The 15,417-nt window shown below is 62.6% G+C and carries 17 protein-coding genes; 10 read left to right on the forward strand and 7 right to left on the reverse strand.

Features of this window, described 5'->3' with window-relative positions:
* On the reverse strand, positions 1-866 hold an 866-nt coding region (locus AC1DUU_RS02415; protein ID WP_476781818.1), incomplete at its 3' end, for a diacylglycerol/lipid kinase family protein.
* Positions 867-1,114: 248 nt separating this feature from the next.
* On the opposite strand from AC1DUU_RS02415, the gene AC1DUU_RS02420 reads away from it, so the two are divergent.
* Together AC1DUU_RS02420 and AC1DUU_RS02425 are read left to right on the forward strand one after the other, a co-directional pair.
* Positions 1,115-1,429 (forward strand): BrnA antitoxin family protein, encoded by a 315-nt coding sequence (locus tag AC1DUU_RS02420; RefSeq protein ID WP_476781819.1) that lies wholly within the window; start codon positions 1,115-1,117, stop codon positions 1,427-1,429.
* A 131-nt stretch (positions 1,430-1,560) separates the two neighbouring features.
* Entirely contained in the window at positions 1,561-1,959 is a 399-nt protein-coding gene (locus AC1DUU_RS02425; RefSeq protein WP_476781820.1) for a hypothetical protein, read from the forward strand.
* A gap of 135 nt (positions 1,960-2,094) precedes the next feature.
* Here AC1DUU_RS02425 and AC1DUU_RS02430 read toward each other — a convergent pair whose 3' ends face one another.
* Positions 2,095-2,337, reverse strand: a complete 243-nt coding sequence (locus AC1DUU_RS02430) for a DUF1344 domain-containing protein (protein ID WP_476781821.1) — start codon at positions 2,335-2,337, stop codon at positions 2,095-2,097.
* A gap of 466 nt (positions 2,338-2,803) precedes the next feature.
* On the opposite strand from AC1DUU_RS02430, the gene AC1DUU_RS02435 reads away from it, so the two are divergent.
* Positions 2,804-3,061 carry a SemiSWEET family sugar transporter gene (locus AC1DUU_RS02435; RefSeq protein ID WP_476781822.1) on the forward strand — a complete coding sequence of 86 codons (258 nt, stop codon included), beginning with the start codon at positions 2,804-2,806 and terminating at the stop codon, positions 3,059-3,061.
* A 65-nt stretch (positions 3,062-3,126) separates the two neighbouring features.
* Here the strand turns inward: AC1DUU_RS02435 and AC1DUU_RS02440 are convergent, their stop codons facing one another.
* The 3 genes from AC1DUU_RS02440 to AC1DUU_RS02450 form a co-directional block, all read right to left on the reverse strand.
* A complete protein-coding gene (locus AC1DUU_RS02440; RefSeq protein ID WP_476781823.1) occupies positions 3,127-4,080 on the reverse strand; it encodes a DUF3137 domain-containing protein in 954 nt (317 codons plus the stop codon).
* Positions 4,081-4,260: 180 nt separating this feature from the next.
* A complete protein-coding gene (locus AC1DUU_RS02445; RefSeq protein WP_476781824.1) occupies positions 4,261-5,298 on the reverse strand; it encodes a CapA family protein in 1,038 nt (345 codons plus the stop codon).
* 76 nt (positions 5,299-5,374) lie between these two features.
* Positions 5,375-6,568 carry a glycosyltransferase family 4 protein gene (locus tag AC1DUU_RS02450; RefSeq protein WP_476781825.1) on the reverse strand — a complete coding sequence of 398 codons (1,194 nt, stop codon included), beginning with the start codon at positions 6,566-6,568 and terminating at the stop codon, positions 5,375-5,377.
* A gap of 164 nt (positions 6,569-6,732) precedes the next feature.
* Here AC1DUU_RS02450 and AC1DUU_RS02455 point away from each other — a divergent pair, with 164 nt between their 5' ends.
* The 3 genes from AC1DUU_RS02455 to AC1DUU_RS02465 all read left to right on the forward strand — a co-directional run bounded on the left by AC1DUU_RS02455 (position 6,733) and on the right by AC1DUU_RS02465 (position 10,598).
* The gene (locus AC1DUU_RS02455; protein ID WP_476781826.1) at positions 6,733-7,191 is read left to right on the forward strand and encodes an SH3 domain-containing protein; all 459 of its coding nucleotides are present in this window, start codon (positions 6,733-6,735) and stop codon (positions 7,189-7,191) included.
* A gap of 110 nt (positions 7,192-7,301) precedes the next feature.
* Complete coding sequence (gene uvrB / locus AC1DUU_RS02460) at positions 7,302-10,358, forward strand: excinuclease ABC subunit UvrB (RefSeq protein ID WP_476781827.1); 3,057 nt, start codon at positions 7,302-7,304, stop codon at positions 10,356-10,358.
* A gap of 39 nt (positions 10,359-10,397) precedes the next feature.
* Positions 10,398-10,598, forward strand: a complete 201-nt coding sequence (locus AC1DUU_RS02465; protein ID WP_476781828.1) for a hypothetical protein — start codon at positions 10,398-10,400, stop codon at positions 10,596-10,598.
* Between the two features lie 274 nt (positions 10,599-10,872).
* On the opposite strand, the gene AC1DUU_RS02470 is transcribed toward AC1DUU_RS02465, so the two are convergent.
* Complete coding sequence (locus AC1DUU_RS02470) at positions 10,873-11,484, reverse strand: glutathione S-transferase family protein (RefSeq protein WP_476781829.1); 612 nt, start codon at positions 11,482-11,484, stop codon at positions 10,873-10,875.
* Positions 11,485-11,723: 239 nt separating this feature from the next.
* On the opposite strand from AC1DUU_RS02470, the gene AC1DUU_RS02475 reads away from it, so the two are divergent.
* From AC1DUU_RS02475 to AC1DUU_RS02485, 3 genes are all read left to right on the forward strand, one after another.
* Positions 11,724-12,167, forward strand: coding sequence for a hypothetical protein (locus AC1DUU_RS02475; protein WP_476781830.1), 444 nt, complete (start codon positions 11,724-11,726; stop codon positions 12,165-12,167).
* Entirely contained in the window at positions 12,142-13,122 is a 981-nt protein-coding gene (gene dapA / locus AC1DUU_RS02480; protein ID WP_476781831.1) for a 4-hydroxy-tetrahydrodipicolinate synthase, read from the forward strand. The genes AC1DUU_RS02475 and dapA overlap by 26 nt, the downstream gene beginning before the upstream one ends.
* A 118-nt stretch (positions 13,123-13,240) precedes the next feature.
* Positions 13,241-13,498, forward strand: coding sequence for a hypothetical protein (locus AC1DUU_RS02485; protein ID WP_476781832.1), 258 nt, complete (start codon positions 13,241-13,243; stop codon positions 13,496-13,498).
* Between the two features lie 115 nt (positions 13,499-13,613).
* On the opposite strand, the gene AC1DUU_RS02490 is transcribed toward AC1DUU_RS02485, so the two are convergent.
* On the reverse strand, positions 13,614-14,102 hold the full coding sequence (locus AC1DUU_RS02490) for an Lrp/AsnC family transcriptional regulator (RefSeq protein WP_476781833.1): 489 nt from the start codon (positions 14,100-14,102) through the stop codon (positions 13,614-13,616).
* Between the two features lie 100 nt (positions 14,103-14,202).
* Between AC1DUU_RS02490 and AC1DUU_RS02495 the strand changes: the two genes are divergently transcribed.
* Positions 14,203-15,414, forward strand: coding sequence for a diaminopropionate ammonia-lyase (locus AC1DUU_RS02495; protein WP_476781834.1), 1,212 nt, complete (start codon positions 14,203-14,205; stop codon positions 15,412-15,414).
* Positions 15,415-15,417: the final 3 nt, after the last annotated feature.

Genomic DNA, 15,417 nt, shown 5'->3' on the forward strand with positions numbered 1-15,417 from the left:
ATATCGGTCAGTGCCGCGTTGGCGAGCGGGTCGCCCAGCGGCTCGACCATCACCTTGCGGCCGCGGAGGATGGTGATCGCGGGATGATCGCGGTGGCGGCCGCCATAAAGCAGCCGGATGTCAAAGATCAGCCTGAGCTTGCTCGCCGCGCGCAGAATGACGATGTCGAACAGACCGTCGTCGGGAACAGCATCGGGCGCGATCATCATGCCGCCACCGAAGAACCTTTCATTGGCAACAGCCACCAGCGCCACCTTGGCTTCGACCGGCGCGCCGTCGTCGACAACGATGCGCACCTCCTGGAAACGGTAGCGCACGAACTCCGTCACCGTGCGCCAGAAAAACAGCGCCTTGGCCGAAACGCGGCCCTTGCGCCGGTCCGCGTTCACCGCACGCACCGTCGCACCCGACATGCCCAGGCTTGCAATATTGACGAAATGACGGCTCGCCAGCCGGCCATGCTCGTCGATGAAGGAGATGCGGCCGGCGTCGATGAGGCGGTCCTCGCCTTCGGCGATACGCGCGATCGCGGCCTTGACTTCCACCGGAATGCCCATGCCCCGGGCGAAGTCCGAGCCCGTACCGCACGGTAGCACGCCGAGCACCGCCGCGACCCCGGTCTCGGCCTGCATCTGCAAGATCCCGTCGGCGACTTCGCTGATCGTACCATCACCGCCGGCGGCAACCACCAGTCCACAGCCGAGCGCCACGAGGTCGCGCGCGATCGTTGCGCCATCGCCAGGCTCTTCAGTCTCGCGGAATTCGACATCGCCAAAGCGTTCGGAAAGTGCGGCTGCAACTTCCGTCCAATGTGATCCCAGCCTGCCGCCACCGGCCACCGGATTCCTGACGACGCCGATCTTCACGAAACAAAACCCTCCCCCACAGCGTAAACACCGCCGCCCTCCGGCGCCATTGTTAGCCGCACAGGCAAATGCGCAAGGGAAAGGTTGCGAAGTTCACATCCGAAACAGACACGACGTTAGCGTATATACAGAAATACTTGCGTAGGCGCACGTTTTCGTATATACGGTAATTGTCTGGAGGGGCGGACACATAAAGCTCATTCGCATCATCTCGTTGCGCAAAGCCAACAGACGGGAGATCGAGATTTATGTCCAAAGTTTCTAAGTCGGCCACTGAAACTGCCAGGCTGGCGGACGCGCGGCGACGCGCCTTGATTTCTCTCGAAGATATTTCCGACGATGAAGACCGCGCCATCACAGCCGATGCTGTTGCCGACCCGGATGCCCAACCCGCTGATGAGCTCTTTCGCCGCAAGATCGGCCGTCCTCGCTCACCGAACAAGAAACTGTCCGTCCTGCTCAGACTCGACCCGGAAGTCGTCGCTCAGTTCAAGGCCGATGGCGAGGGCTGGCAGACACGGATGAACGACGCCTTGCGCAAGGCAGCTGGCCTCGACCGGTAGACAGACCCAGACATTCCTGACCACACCACAAAATAGCAATCGCACGCCACCATCATGCCATGATTGCGGCTAACTGGCGCCGCGATCGCAGCCGAGAACTCGCTTCGTGACCAACCCGAAGGATTCGGACCGTGATCAAGTCAGCCCTTGTCGCCATGACCATCGTTGGCTGCGACTGCGATGCCAAGCTTTGCGAATATATCGGCGAGACGCCGGCGCAGTGGACTTCTGTCGCCGACTGCGAGGCGGCGATGAAGAGCCGCATTTTGCGCGAAGGCAACCACGACTATCCCCTGGTCACCGGCATCTGCCGCACCACGACCTTCGCCGATCCGCAGCTCGCCTCAGCGCCTGCCATCCACCCTGAGGTCCAGCCGGCCGCGGGTACGCCACAAGAAAATGGCTCGGTGCTCTACCGCACGGCCAATGGCTATGCGCTGGTGCGCTCCGGCCTCGACCGCTTTGCCGATGGCACGCTTGCGGTGGCAAAACGCTCGTCCAGCTGGCTTGCCCAAAATATCGGTTTCTAGAGCTGCCAGCGCGCCTCAAAAAACAGCCGACCCGCATGGGGTCGGCCGAAATGAGTGCTTGGAAGGTGTCGAGAATGGGACTCGCCCTGTCCGGGCGGGACGGCAATACGGGCAGGGCGAGTTCGCAAAGGACGTTTACGACGCGTTTTCGATCGCGGTCACGGCACCTGTGGTGTCGTCAACAGTCACCTTCACCTTGGCGCCGGCGGCAAGGCCATCGACCTTGATGCTTTCGGGTACGACATAGATCTTGCCGTCGTCCAGCGTGATCGAACGCGTCGCCGCGTCGACCGACTGGACCGTGCCTTCGATATCCGCGGCATAGGCGGAACCGATGAAGGCAAGCGAGGCGACGGTCGTTGCAAGGAACTTGTTCATGTCAGGTACTCCCGTTCTATCTTCGTCCTCGCGGGCTTCGCTTTCGCAGCAAGGCCCGCCGAACGACCTGGAGACTGACCGCCGAACCGGCCAAGAGCAAATCACGTTGCGTGAAATTATCCAACAGAATCATAAGCTTATTTCTGCCACATTCCGACGCAACCAGCCTCGCTCGGGCTGATTTGCAAACATGGCAAAACCATCGGGGCCCTTGCCCTCCATAGCCTGGAGACCGTCACATCTGCGTCATCGCACGGCCATGCGAGTGCCGGATTTGCAATTCGGCGATCACGAAACCGTTAGTCGCTACCGCACAAGCACATTTTCTCGGCACCATTTTCGGCATGATCCCGCGACGTTTTGCGCCGGCTTTTCGTTGATCCAGCCCATTTCATCCGCTTCACAGCCGAGAGCCAATCTGGCATAGCTCGCGCCGCACAATTTGTGCTTTAGGGAAGCTCCCGTCTTGAACCCCCTGTTCGAAATCGTCGGCGCCGTCGCCGCCATCTTGACCACGCTCGCCTGGCTGCCGCAGATCGCCAAGATCCTGCGCGAACGCAAGACCRGCGACATCTCGCTCGGCACCAACGCAGCGCTCGCCACCGGCATCTCGCTGTGGATCGTCTACGGCTTCGCTATCGGCTCGCTGCCGGTGATCCTGTCGAACTCGATCACGCTGGTCTTCATCCTCGCCATCGTCGGGCTGAAGCTGCGCTTCGGCTAGAGCATGATCCCGAAAAGTGGGAACCGGTTTTCGGAAAAGATCATGCTCCAACAGGCTCTACGGTCTCAAGTCCCGATCTTGCGCACCAGCGCTGTGATCGCCAGCATCGTCGCCATGTCGGCGATCATCGGTTCGATATGCGTCTTGTAGTCCAACGGCACATTCGAGGCCGGCAGCTCGAAGAAATTCTTCTTGTGCGGCAACAGCAGGAATCCGTCCTTGCCCTTGAGCGCGAGGCGCGCGGGTTCCCCCGGCCAGGTCTCCTTGAGCCAGGTCAGCGCCTGCGCCATCTGCCCTGACACCAGCGGCTGCGCGGCATYGACATTGGCGGTTCGGAATTCATAGGCCATATCGAGTTCTTGGACCCCCGACCTGATCTCCTTCAGTTGGCTGCCGAAGATTTCACTGAAAAAGCTCATCACCGCATTGGTCCGGACCGTCGCGATCAGGATGCCTGGAAAAGGCTTGACCATGTCGAAGGCGACGATGATCCCATCGAACAGTTCGACATTCACTTTGCCGGAGCGCCTCCACAGCGCCGCCTCGTAAAGCTCGAATGAGAACCCGTCGTAACTGCCGGAGATGACGTCGTCGAACACGCTGCCGTCATAGTCTCCAACGCTCTCGCGCGGTAGCCGCGCGAAGCTCTCCGGCGAAACGGCCTTCTGAAGCCTAACGTCCTGGATGAAGCCAAACGCGGTCGGCAGCAGCTTGTCCCGCAGTGATGCCTGCAGGCTGCCGCCAGCGCTCGATGCCAGCACATAGACTGCGAAGGAGAGCAGGAAGCCTGCCAGGTAGAGGTAGATGTGCAGCGTCGAGAACCACTGCTCGTACGGATCGGCGCCAAGGTTGAGCACCATCGCCAAGCCAAAGACAATCACAAGCAGCAGGCCAAGATAGAGCGGCACGCGCCAGCGCACCGATCGAGCGGCTGCCTTGCGCTGTGCCTCGTAGCCTTCGATGTCGCGCCTGATGCCCGCGATTGCCGCCTCGTCAGGCATGAAACCAGTTGCGCTCACAAAATCCCCCTCACCATGCCAAAGCCTTGCCGGCTGTTGGCCGGATGATAGCGGCTTTGCCTATCCGTCGTTGCGAAAATCGACGTCTGTTTTCGCAAAAGCAATTCACGCGATCGGCCCCCACCTGCAGGCGAAATCAACAAGATAGCGCAAGAACCAGACTCAACTCGTGAAGCCGTACTAACTTGCGCCGTGGACCGCAGCCCACCGCGCCCGCATCTTGGCCCCCAGCCGCCCTTCGGCCTTTTCGAGCGGCACCATCTTCTCGCGGTCGCCGTCGCGCTGACGCACGAACGGCACCAGGCGATAGCTCGCGATCTGCCCGCGTGTTGGCGCATCGGCGCTGACTTCGACGACCAAGATCGCCCCGATCCGCGCCGGCCAGCGTTGTCGTGCAAGCGCGGTGCCGAGAAAATCGCCGAGCCCATAGGCGACCAGCGCGTCGCCAATACGCGCAATCGGCTGCACGACATGGGCGTGATGTCCGGCGATGAGCCCGACGCCGAGTTCTGCGAGCCGTTGTGCCCATGCGCGCGTCTCGGCACGCGGAAAATGCCGGAACTCCCAATCCCAATGCGGCGCCGCGCAAACCAGGTCGGTCCCGTCAGAAAGCCCCTTGTCGGCGGCGGCAAAAAAATCGTCAGCCATTGCCACGCGTCCGGCAAACTGCCCGGCAGGCGCATTGCGCCATTGCGTGAACGCCGCAAGTCCAAGTGTCATCGGCCCAACGGCAATTTTGGTGACCGTAGGCGCCGTCCCGACCGTCGCAATGCCAAGTGTATCGAGCGCCGTCCGCGTCGCCTCGAACCCTGAAATGCCTTGGTCGAGCACATGGTTATTGGCAAGCGACAGCACCAAACGACCCGGTGCGACGCCCACGGCCTCCAGCGCACCGGCCAAAAACCCGCGCGTCATGGCGTGGTGCGTGCCGACCAGGGTGCCGAACCGCGCGCTCGGCCTGTCCACGATGGGGCTTTCGCAATTGCCGACAACCAGATCGGCTGACGTCAGAAGCGCCGCCAGTTCGGCGTCGCACACCGGCGGCCGCCGATTGGCCACAGCGGAAATATCGCCGACGAAGGCCAGCCGCACACTTTTATCGGGCTTGGGCAGAAACGCGCCACGCGCCGGCACATTGCCCGAAGCATCGCCGCGCAATGACGGCTTGAGAAACCGGGCCGGCCAGGAAACCTTGTAGGAAAATGGATAGTTGGACACGCTGCGCCCGCAATTGACCGGCTCGACCCTACCAGCAATTCATTACGCGCGACTGGCGCTCACGCGCTGCCCCCGTCTATTTTTGCCGGCGCTTCATGCTCGAACGGTTGATGGCCAGATGGTAGATCTTGTCGATCTCGCCGGCGATGCGCTGCGGGTCGAGTTGCCGCGCGATCTCCTGCCGCCCCGCCAGGCCCACCTCCCGGCGCGCGGTCTCATCCTGCAGCTTCAGTACCGCAGCCGCCATGCCGGCCACGTCGCCGACCACGAATGTGCGTTCTGGCGGCAACAGATCGACCATGTTGCCGACCCGCGTCGACAGCACCGGCAAGCCTGTCGCCATGGCTTCCAGCGGCGCGATCGGCGCCTGCTCGTCGCGTGACGTCATCAGGAAAACGTCGAAGGCCGGCAGCAGCTCCAGCGTGTCCTGGCGCAGTCCGGGCAGATGGATCCTGCCCTGCACCTCAGCTGCGGTAATGGCGGCGCCCCAATCGGGCATGATGTCCTTGCCCTGATCGGTCGAGCCGATCACCAGCAATTCGGCATCGACGCCCTTCGCCACCAACTCGCGCAGCACCCTGACCATGTCGATCTGGTTCTTGCGCCCGCCCAGTTGTCCCACCGAGCCTATCAGGAACGCATTGTCGCGAATGCCTAGGGTCGCCCGGGCCTGCGCCTTGCGGGCAGCGCTGGTGACCTCGATCCTGGAGACGTCGAACATATTGGGCAGCAGATGCATGTGCCGGCGCGAAACCAGCCAGTGCTTGATGTAATAATCCACCGTCCACTGGCTGAGCCCGATCACCTCATGGGCAAACAGCCACGGCAGCTGGTATTGCCTGGCATGCGCCGTCATCACGATCGGCGTGCCTGCCGCGCAGCGGAAAACCAGCCCGAACTTGTTGCCACGGCTGCCATGCGCATGCACAATCTCGCCGCCCCAATCGCGAATGGCATAGCCGACGCGGCGAAGCTCGGACGGGGTGGTGGCAAAATTCGAACCCATGATCTGGATCGGCCCGATAAATGGCTGATGTTCGATCCAGGAGTTCAGCGAATGCACAAGCATGATCTCATGCCCGGCATCGAGCTGTGCCTGGATCAAGATGCGCGAGCTGGTGGCAACGCCGTTCAGCGCGCCATGGCCGACAAGATGCGCGATCTTCATCGCGTCAAAGCCAACAATGTCTGGGGCATGCGCTGCGTCGGGCTGCTGGTCACTGGGATCATTGATGCCTGGGTCCGGAATTGAGCGAACGCTATCTAGCATTCATGGGCGATCGCGCAAACACGTCGCCGCAAACCGTAGCTTCGGCGGGACCAACAGTGCAATTACGCGGGCGTAAAGGATAATGATACCAACACACTGGCGCGCGCGGGGATAGGCAGTAGTCTGCAACCGTTCGAATTGAAATTCGGTCTGGAGCACTGCCCATGCGTTTTCGAAGACTTGTCACTGCCGCCGCCATACTGGCCGGCGTGGTGATTCTGCCGGCGGCGGCCTCGGCCGCGAACGGATTTACCACAGGCAATGTGAATGTCCGCGCCGGCCCCGGCACCGGCTATGACCGCACCGGCATGCTCCTGGCCGGCACGCCGGTAGACATACGCAGTTGCCAGGACAATTGGTGCAACATCCGTGGTGACCGGCTTCGTGGCTGGGTCTCCGCCAACTTCCTGTCGCGCCCAAACTACCGGCCCCCAGTCGTCGTGGTGCCACCACCGATTTTCATTCGGCCACCGAACTATCGTCCGCCCCACTGGAACCGGCCCCCACCACACTGGAATCGCCCGCCTCCCAGCTGGAATCGTCCGCCGAATCCACGTCCTCCCCGGCCGCGTCCGCCCGGCGCCAACTGCAAGATCGCTCCCGGCTTTCCCTGCCCGAGGTGACGACTTCCTGACAGCCTGATGTCAGGAGCGCCTAAGCGCATCGGCGCGGGTACCGGCTTTCCGGCTCCCGCGCCCTTTCCATTTTTCCGGATACCCCCCATATTTGTGCCATGGCCAAATCTCCTGACAAGAAATCGCCCGTTTCGGGGGCTGACAACCGTGCCGCCCCGCGCAAGCGCGGCGGCAATGGCGTAACCGACTTCCTCGACGCTTCCGAGCCGCTGCATCGCCCTGGCTTGGGCGAAGCGCCGCAGGCCGAATTCACCGGCGCGCCATTGTCCGGCTCCATCGCCGATTGGGCCGACCAGATCGCCAAGGAGGCCGAAAAGCCTCAACCCAAAGCCAAGAAGATTCCCGAGAAAAGTTCGGCGCCGACCCGCTCGTCGCGCGGCACCTCGATGGGGGGTGCCGCCTCGGCCAAGGATCGCACCGCCGCCGGTCTCAGCCCGGTCGCCGGCCTCGACATCTCGCTCGAAGATGCGGCGTCCTTGTCCAATTCCGGCGTCACCGCAACGGTGGCGGCCCTGTCGGCGCTGATCGAAAGCGGCAACCCGCTGCACAAGGACGGCGAGATCTGGGTACCGCACCGTCCTGCCCGCCCGGACAAGTCCGAAGGCGGCATCCAGATCGTCATGCAGTCGGAGTTCGAACCGGCCGGCGACCAGCCGACCGCCATCAAGGACCTCGTCGAAGGCGTCAATTCGGCCGAACGCACCCAGGTGCTGCTCGGCGTCACCGGCTCCGGCAAGACCTTCACCATGGCCAAGGTGATCGAGCAGACGCAACGCCCGGCGCTGATCCTGGCGCCCAACAAGACGCTCGCCGCACAGCTCTACAGCGAGTTCAAGAAGTTCTTCCCCGACAACGCGGTCGAGTATTTCGTCTCCTATTACGACTACTTCCAGCCCGAGGCCTACGTCCCGCGCACCGACACCTATATCGAGAAGGAATCGACGATCAACGAGCAGATCGACCGCATGCGCCACTCGGCGACGCGCTCGCTGCTCGAACGCGACGACGTCATCATCGTCGCCTCGGTTTCCTGCATCTACGGTATCGGCTCGGTCGAAACCTACACCGCCATGACCTTCCAGATGGCGGTCGGCGACAGACTCGACCAGCGCCAGCTCCTCGCCGATCTTGTTGCCCAGCAATACAAGCGCCAGGACATCAACTTCGTCCGCGGCTCGTTTCGCGTGCGCGGCGACACCATCGAAATCTTCCCGGCCCACTTGGAAGATTCGGCCTGGCGCATCTCGCTTTTCGGCGACGAAATCGATGCCATTACCGAATTCGATCCACTCACCGGCCAGAAGACGGGCGACCTCAAGAGCGTAAAAATCTACGCCAACTCGCACTATGTGACGCCGCGCCCGACCTTGAATCAAGCCATCAAGTCGATCAAGGAAGAGCTGCAGCATCGCCTGCAAGAGCTTGAAAAGGCTGGCCGTCTGCTCGAGGCCCAGAGGCTGGAGCAGCGCACCCGCTTCGACCTGGAGATGCTCGACGCCACCGGCTCCTGCGCCGGCATCGAAAACTATTCGCGTTATCTCACCGGCCGCCGCCCCGGCGATCCGCCGCCAACCTTGTTCGAATACATCCCTGACAACGCACTGGTCTTCATCGACGAAAGCCACGTCACCGTGCCGCAGATCGGCGGCATGTATCGCGGCGACTTCAGGCGCAAGGCGACGCTGGCTGAATACGGCTTCCGCCTGCCGTCCTGCATGGACAACCGGCCGCTGCGCTTCGAGGAGTGGGACGCCATGCGCCCGCTTTCCGTCGCCGTTTCGGCGACGCCCGGCAATTGGGAGATGGAAGAAGCCGGCGGCGTCTTCGCCGAGCAGGTCATCCGCCCGACCGGCCTGATCGACCCGCCCGTCGAGGTTCGTCCTGCAAAAACCCAGGTCGACGATGTCGTCGGCGAAATCCGCGAAACGACCAAGGCCGGCTACCGCACGCTGGTCACGGTGCTGACCAAGCGCATGGCCGAGGATTTGACCGAATACCTGCACGAAAACGGCATCCGCGTCCGCTACATGCACTCTGACATCGACACGCTGGAACGTATCGAAATTCTCCGCGATCTCCGGCTCGGTGCGTTCGACGTGCTGGTCGGCATCAACCTTCTGCGCGAGGGCCTCGACATTCCCGAATGCGGTTTCGTCGCCATTCTCGACGCCGACAAGGAAGGCTTTCTGCGTTCCGAGACGTCGTTGATCCAGACCATCGGTCGCGCGGCGCGAAACGTCGACGGGAAAGTGATCCTCTACGCCGACCAGATCACCGGCTCGATGGAACGCGCCATGGCCGAAACCATGCGCCGTCGCGAAAAACAGAAGGCGTGGAACGAGGCCAACGGCATCACGCCGGAAAGCGTCAAGTCGCGCATCTCCGACATCCTCGACTCGGTCTACGAGAAGGACCACGTCCGCGCCGACATCTCGCAGTTCACCGACGAAGCCGGTGCGATGATGGGCAACAACCTCAAGGCCCACCTCGAAGCGCTCGAAAAGCAGATGCGCAACGCTGCCACCGATCTCGACTTCGAGAAGGCCGCCCGCATCCGCGACGAGATCAAGCGCCTGCGCGAGATGGAACTCGCCATCTCCGACGACCCGATGGCCAAATATGCCGACATGGAAAGCCCGGCTTCCGGCCGCGAAAAAGGCAAGCACAACAAGGGCGTGGCCAAGCATCGCACGGTCGAGGAGCAGGAACGTTTCCGCAAACTCGACGCGGCGCGTGCCGCCGAGGAGGAGGCCAAGGCTAGCCGGCCGAACCTGTTCCGCAAGCCAAAGCTCGACGAAATGGGCGCGGATGGTGCGGTTCCCGCAGGCAAGTCGCTGTTCGCCAAGCCGCATATCGACGACATGGGCCCAGGAACCGACATGGCGACGCCAGCCGGCGCCATTCCGCGCTCGTTGTTCAAGAAGCAGTCGGCGGACGAGGCGCATGGCGCCGACTACGGCGTGCCGGACGATGCGTCCAAATCGCTGTTCAAGAAAAACAGCCTCGACGAAATGACCGTCCGCCGCACGGAAAAGCCCATCGAAAGCGTCAAACCAGTCAAGCGCGCCAAGATCGGTGCAGGCTCCTACGAGGATCCGGCCGAAGCCGCGCGCGAAAAGAAGCGGCCAAGCAAGTCGGGACGACCGGGACGGTAGGCAGCTTGTCTAAGGCTATCTCCGTGCTATCTTTCGCTCATGACCAAGCTTGAGCAGATCGAAAAGTCCGTAGAAGCCTTGTCGAAAGACGAGCTGAAGCAGTTCGCCGCCTGGTTCGCCGAACTGCAGGCCGAGCGCTGGGATCGCCAGATCGAGGCCGACGCGTCAGCTGGAAAGCTGGACCGCTTCGCTGATGAGGCATTGGCCGAATTGAAGGCCGGCCGGACACGACCGCTTTGATTCATCACGCCAGTTCCAGATTCTGGGCGGCATACGATCTTCTTCCCAAACCCGTACGACAACTTGCCGATAGAAACTTTGCGCTGCTGCGCAAGGACCCGTATCATCCGTCTCTGCATTTGAAACCGATTGGYAGATATTGGTCCGTGCGCGTTGGTCTCCATCACCGCGCGTTGGCGATGAAGCTCGATGGTGACTTCGTTTGGTTCTGGATCGGCTCTCACGCTGAATACGACAAGCTTGTGCGTTGATACCGTACCGCTGCGGTATCCTCTCAGTGGTGCGTCTCGCCCGACAGCGGCGTCGCCAGCATCGATGGACGCGTCTCGAACGCATCGAACCAGCGCGTCAATCGCTTGCGCCCGCGAAATGATGGCAGGTCGCGGAATGCCATCCACGACAGCGCAGTCGCCAGCGCCACATGCCCGACATGCAGCGCATCGTCATCGAGCTCGCCTTCGAGCCAGTCATAGGTCTCTTCGATCTTTTCCCTGAAACCTTCTGCTAGCGCCTCATAGCGCAGATGCTCGGGTCGCCGCTGCGTCTCCCACCGCAAGGCAATGCCCGTCTGTGCCAGCCCTTGCGTCAACGCCTGCAGCCGCAGCGCCTGCCAGCGCGCCTCGCCGCTGTCTGGGATCAATTTCGGGCTGTCATGCAGCGTATCGAGATACGCGCAGATGACGTCGGAATCGAAGATCGCTCCACCATCCGAACGTAGCAGCACCGGCACCTTGCCGAGCGGGTTTTCGGCGTAGACGCGCGCATTGCGCAAGGTCGGGCTAGTCTCGTGATGGACCACTTCCAGCCGGTCGGCGATGCCGACCTCATGAGCGAAGACGAGCGCCTTGCGGGCGAAGGGCGAATGGGTCTGGTAGTAGAGGATCATCGTTTTCCCGTGCAGATCAGCGGCCGACTAGCCAGCTTTTCTAGCCCTTGGGCGGCGAGGATTGCGCTCTCATTGCGCCTCGTCGACGCAAGTTCGTTTCGCGCCAGCGCAGTTGTTTGAGGCGTTTCACTCACGTGCGGCTACGCCCATTCGAGGCCCGCCCCTATGCGATTCTTATAAAGCTCGCCTCTTCCCTCTCTCGAATTCACACGCGGTGAAGGACTATCTGTTGCTTCATCATGAAGCAGGAAAACATCGCTGCGCTGGCCGACCGTGTCGCCGATATCAGGATCCTCCGCGAGCACCACGTCTGGGCCGCCGCCGACATCCTCGGTTTTGATGACCCCGACGACCGGTCGCTGCAGTCGCGCCGAAAATTCCGCGCGCTGATGGAAGCCGACGCACTGCTCGATGCCGTGCTGCTGCTGGCCGCCAGTGCTGAACCGCCGAGATCCATCGAAAGCATCAGGAACCACGCGGGACACTGGGTGTGTTCGATGCGCTACGCCACCACAGACGGCAGTCGGGCCTGCAAGGGCGAGCATGCCGATCTGGCGGCTTCAGTCCTTGCTTCGCTGCTGATGAGCTTTCAGCAGCAACCCTTGGTTCGCCGCAGGCGAGCCACCAATTTCCTCCAGCACGATCGGGCCCACAGCCATGACCCTCACAGCCATGACCACTGAGCAGCTTCGCCACCGCGTATCGGGCGCCTTGTCCGCACTCGTCACCCCATTCAGGAATGGCGAAGTCGATCTGAAAAGCCTTGCCGCGCTGGTCGATTGGCAGATCGCCGAAGGCATCAACGGCCTTGTTCCTTGCGGCTCGACGGGCGAGGCCCCGACCTTGTCGTGGCATGAGCGCATCGCCATCATCCGCCGCTGCGTGACGGTCGCCGCCGGGCGCGTGCCGGTCATAGCAGRCACCGGCACCAACAGCACCGAATCGACTGTCGCCTTCACCGCGGCCGCACGCGATTTCGGCGCCGACGCAGCCCTCATGGTCACGCCCTATTACAACAAGCCGAGCCAAGCCGGCATCGTCAGGCATTTCGAGACCATCGCCGCCAAGGTCGACATCCCTATCTTTGTCTACAACGTGCCGGCGCGCACCGGCGTCGACCTTGCCCCCGCCACCATCGAGCGGCTGGCTGATATCCCCAACATCGTCGGCTTCAAGGATGCGACCGGCGACCTTTCCAGGGTAATGACATCAGCCCAAAAATTCGGCGACCGCTTCATCTGGCTGTCCGGCCACGACGCCACCGCCTTTGGCTTCAACACCATGGGCGGCCAAGGCACCATTTCGGTGGTTGCCAATCTGGCGCCACGTCTTTGTGTCGCCATGCACGACGCCTGCCGGCGCGGCGATCCGCACACGGCACGCGAAACCCAGAACCGCCTGCGCCCGCTCATTGCCGCGCTCGAACTCGAAACCAATCCTGTGCCGGTCAAGCATGCCCTTCACCTGATGGGCAAGATGTCACCGGATGTCCGGCTGCCGCTGGTCGAAGTCGAGCCGAATACGGCCTCGGCCATCCGCGATGCCCTGTCAGGGCTTGAAGCGCAGGCGCACCTCTCGCGTACGCTGCGCCCCGCACGCATGGCCGCCCGCGCCACGTCGACCAGCCGGCATTTATAGGATTTGAATTTCTTCGCACCTTGCCGCCGATCGAATTCTTATGGCGGGCGCATCACATCACCAAAGCAATGCTGGCCGCACGGCAATTCGCCGCGACGATCGAGAAAGGCAAACGACCATGGGCACTCTAGCTCGCGACATTCACCCCGCACTTCACAGCCACCGCTTCATGGTCGGCCGCGATCCCCAGGGGCGCTGGGTTGTCAGCGATGAACTGGGCATGGTTGGCGGCATTTTCGCCGACAAGGAATCCGCCGTCAGGTTTGCCCTGGCCGAGAGCGACCACATGCCGGGCGCCGTATTCTGCGCGCCCTGCGACGTCACGCTCAGCCTCGACCCGCTTTCCGATCTGGGTACCGTCGCTGGTCGCCACTAGGCAAGTCTGAGATGCTTCCAAAGGCCCGCTTCGGCGGGCCTTTTTTCGTGCTCTAGGTGTTTGAGATTCAGGAAGCGCAGGAAGCTGCCATTTGCAAGCCGACCTCACCTGAATATCAAGCACCTAGCGGCACCGTCAGCGCGGCCTTGACCCGATCCATCGCCACCAGCGTGCGAAAGCGCCTGATGTTGGGATTGGCGAAAAACAGCCGCCGCGTCAGCGCCTCATATTCGCCCATGCTGGCCACCGTCACGATCAGCACGAAATCCGCCTCGCCGGTGACATAGTAGCATTGCTGCACTTCGGATGCGGCGGCAAAGCTCGCCTTGGTCGCGTCAAGCAGGTCGATCCGCTCGCTCTCCACCTCGACTTCGACAATGACGGTGATCGGCCGCCCGACCTTGCCGGGATCGATCACCGCGACATTGGCCGCAATGACGCCGCTCTCCTCCATGCGCTTGATGCGCCTTTGCACCGCCGGCGCCGACAGGTTGACCGCCTCGCCAATCTCGCGCTGCGGCGTGGCGTTGTTGTGCTGCAGGATATCGAGGATCTTGAGGTCAAAGGCGTCGAGGTCGTTTCCCTGCCCGGCATGTTTCAACATCAGCGCCCCCGCGAAACAAACTTGCACCACTTGCCACTAATTAGAGCGCCTTTCTCGCCTGTCACGCAATATCAATGCGTGGAAACAGGAGCCTCGCACCATGCTAATCCTCAACCAGCACCCCGACTATCGCAAGCCGCTTGAAGCGGTCGATGCCGAAACACTCGGCGTTGCTGCCGCCGAGGCGGTCGAGCACTTCCTGTCGCACCGGCCCAATCACCGACCAACGCCGCTGCGTTCGCTGCCCGCGCTCGCCAACCAGCTTGGGCTTGGCGCCATCCATCTCAAGGACGAGGGCTACCGCCTCGGCCTCGGCAGCTTCAAGGCGCTCGGCGGCGCCTATGCCGTCATCCGCCTCGTGCTTGAAGCCGCGGAGAAAGAGCTCGGCCGCCCGGTCGACATCACCGAACTGCACAACCCCGAAGTGGCGAAAATCTCCGCCTCCATGACCTTCGGCTGCGCCACCGATGGCAATCACGGCCGCTCGGTCGCGCAAGGCGCCCAGTTGGTCGGCGCGAAATCCGTCATCTTCGTGCATGGTGGCGTCAGCGACGCGCGGATCGCGGCCATCGCCCGCTACGGTGCCGAGATCATCCGCGTCGCCGGCACCTATGACGATTCTGTCACTGAGGCCGCGCGCGTCTGCGCGCAAAACGGCTGGACCGTCGTCTCCGACACCTCCTGGCCAGGCTATGAGCGCATTCCCGGCCTGGTCATGCAGGGCTACACCGCGATCATGCGCGAAGCCCTGGAAAAGCTGCCGGTGCCGCCGACCCATGTCTTCATCCAGTCCGGTGTTGGCGGCATCGCGGCTGCTGCCTCGGCCTATCTCGCCTGCCGCTTCGGCGAAGCGCGCCCGACCTTCGTCGTGGTCGACCCGGCACGCGCGGCCTGCATCTTCGAGACAGCGCGCACCGGCAAGCCGGTCAAGCTAGCCCATGGCGAGCCGACGGTCATGGCGATGCTCGAATGCTACGAACCTTCGCTGCTCGCCTGGCGTATCCTGTCGCGCGTCGCCGACGCCTTCATAACCGTCGAGGACGAAACGGCGGTCGAAGTGATGAACCGCCTCGCCCGCCCGCTCGGCCATGATCCGGTGATTGTTGCGGGCGAAAGCGGCGGCGCCGGTCTCGCCGGCCTGCTCACCGCCGCCCGCGATCCCGAAATGCGCACGGCGATCAGCCTCGACGCCAGCTCGCGGGTTTTGCTGGTCGTCACCGAAGGCGCCACCGACCCTGACCGCTACCGCGAACTCGTCGGCCTGACGCCGGCTGATCTCATGAGCAATGCAGCAGCGATTGAAGGAAAATAGCTG

It is taken from the genome of Aminobacter sp. P4_H6_2 (assembly GCF_056400805.1).